1 protein-coding gene is annotated in these 1449 nt (G+C 69.6%); it reads right to left on the bottom strand.

Annotated features, from left to right (window positions below):
* Positions 1-115: 115 nt before the first annotated feature.
* Positions 116-1366, bottom strand: a complete 1251-nt coding sequence (locus ACZ55U_RS39035; RefSeq protein WP_465534394.1) for an IS701 family transposase — start codon at positions 1364-1366, stop codon at positions 116-118.
* Between the last annotated feature and the right edge of the window lie 83 nt (positions 1367-1449).

Here is a 1449-nt window from a genome sequence, read left to right as displayed (position 1 = left end):
CTAGTAGGGCTTGGTCAGGTTCGTATGGGTGTGGGTATGTCGCGGTGGCAGGTCGGACAGTGGCCAGCCCAGGTGGCGAGGATCAACTGCAGCTCGCGGACGACCTGGTAGAGGCTCAGGCCGGTGCCGTTTCTTTTGGGGCCCGGGCCAGCCTCCGCAGGGTGCAGAAGGCGTGGGCGAGTGAGACGAGGGTGACGTGGTGGTGCCAGCCGGTGAAGGTGCGGCCCTCGAAGTGCGCGAGTCCCAGTGCCTGCTTCATCTCCCGGTAGTCGTGCTCGACGCGCCAGCGGAGCTTGGCCAGGCGGACCAGGGTGGTCAGCGGGATGTCGGCGGGCAGGTCGGAGAGCCAGAACTGCACCGGCTCCGGCTCCTTCGCGGGCCACTCGGCCAGCAGCCAGCACTCGGGCAGTTCCACGCCGTCGGTCGCGTCGCGGATCTCGCGGCCGGCGGGGCGGATACGCAGCGCGACGAACCGCGAGTACATCCGTTTGAACCCGGTGCGGCCCTTGCCCGGACGGGAGCCCTCGCGCCAGGACACCGGCCTGGCCGCCTTGCGCCCGGCTTCCGTCACCAGGGCCTTCACGCTCTTCGCCGGATCGGGATATCGGGCCACCGGCGGCCGTCCGGTCCCGCTGTAGGGCGGGGTGACGGGCCGGGCGGAGCCCGGCTGGGCGCTGAGGGTGGTGGAGATACCCACGACGTAGTTCAGTCCGCGCTCGTTCAGGCCCAGCCGGAACGCCGCCGCGTCGCCGTAGCCGGCGTCCGCGATGGCCAGCGGGATGTGGACGCCCCACGATCGGGTCTCGTCGACCATGTCCAGGGCGAGCTGCCACTTCTCCACGTGCCCCAGGTCTGCGGGGATCTGGCAGCGTTCGCGGCGGGCCACCTTAGCCGGTTCGGCCTTGTCGGAGGCCGGGTCCCAGGACTTGGGAAGGAACAGCCGCCAGTCGACGGCGGCGGAGGCGCGATCGGAAGCCAGGTGCAGCGAGACGCCGACTTGGCAGTTGGTGACCTTGCCCGCGGTTCCGGTGTACTGCCTCGCAACGCACGCGGAGGCGTCACCGTCCTTGAGGAACCCCGTGTCGTCGATGATCACGGCGGTCGGCTTCAGCTCTGCCTGCATCCGCCAGGCCAGCCGGGCCCGCGCATGCGCGGGATCCCATGGGCTGGTGGTCACGAAGTGCGCCAGCGCCTGTCGGTTCCCGTCCGCGCCAAGCCGCGCTGCCATCGGCTCGACCGACTTGCGCCCGCCGTCCATCAACAGCCCACGCACATAGACCCGTCCCCAGCGCTGCTGATCCCGGCGCGTGAACGCCTCGAACATCTCCGCCGTGAACGTCTCCAGGTCCTCCCGGACCTCCGTCATCTCTCCAGGTGTCACCCACTGCCAACGACACAACCAGCCAACGGACACGCCACAGTTGAACCGATCTGACCAAGCCCTACTAG

The sequence above is a fragment of the Kitasatospora sp. NPDC034533 genome (assembly GCF_055575155.1).
The sequence above is the reverse complement of the archived record's forward strand: the minus strand, read 5'-3'. Positions and strand labels throughout refer to the sequence as shown.

Excerpts from the sequence above, each read along its gene's own strand:
- ACZ55U_RS39035 (WP_465534394.1), bottom strand. The coding sequence starts at position 1,366 with ATGACGGAGGTCCGGGAGGACCTGGAGACGTTCACGGCGGAGATGTTC.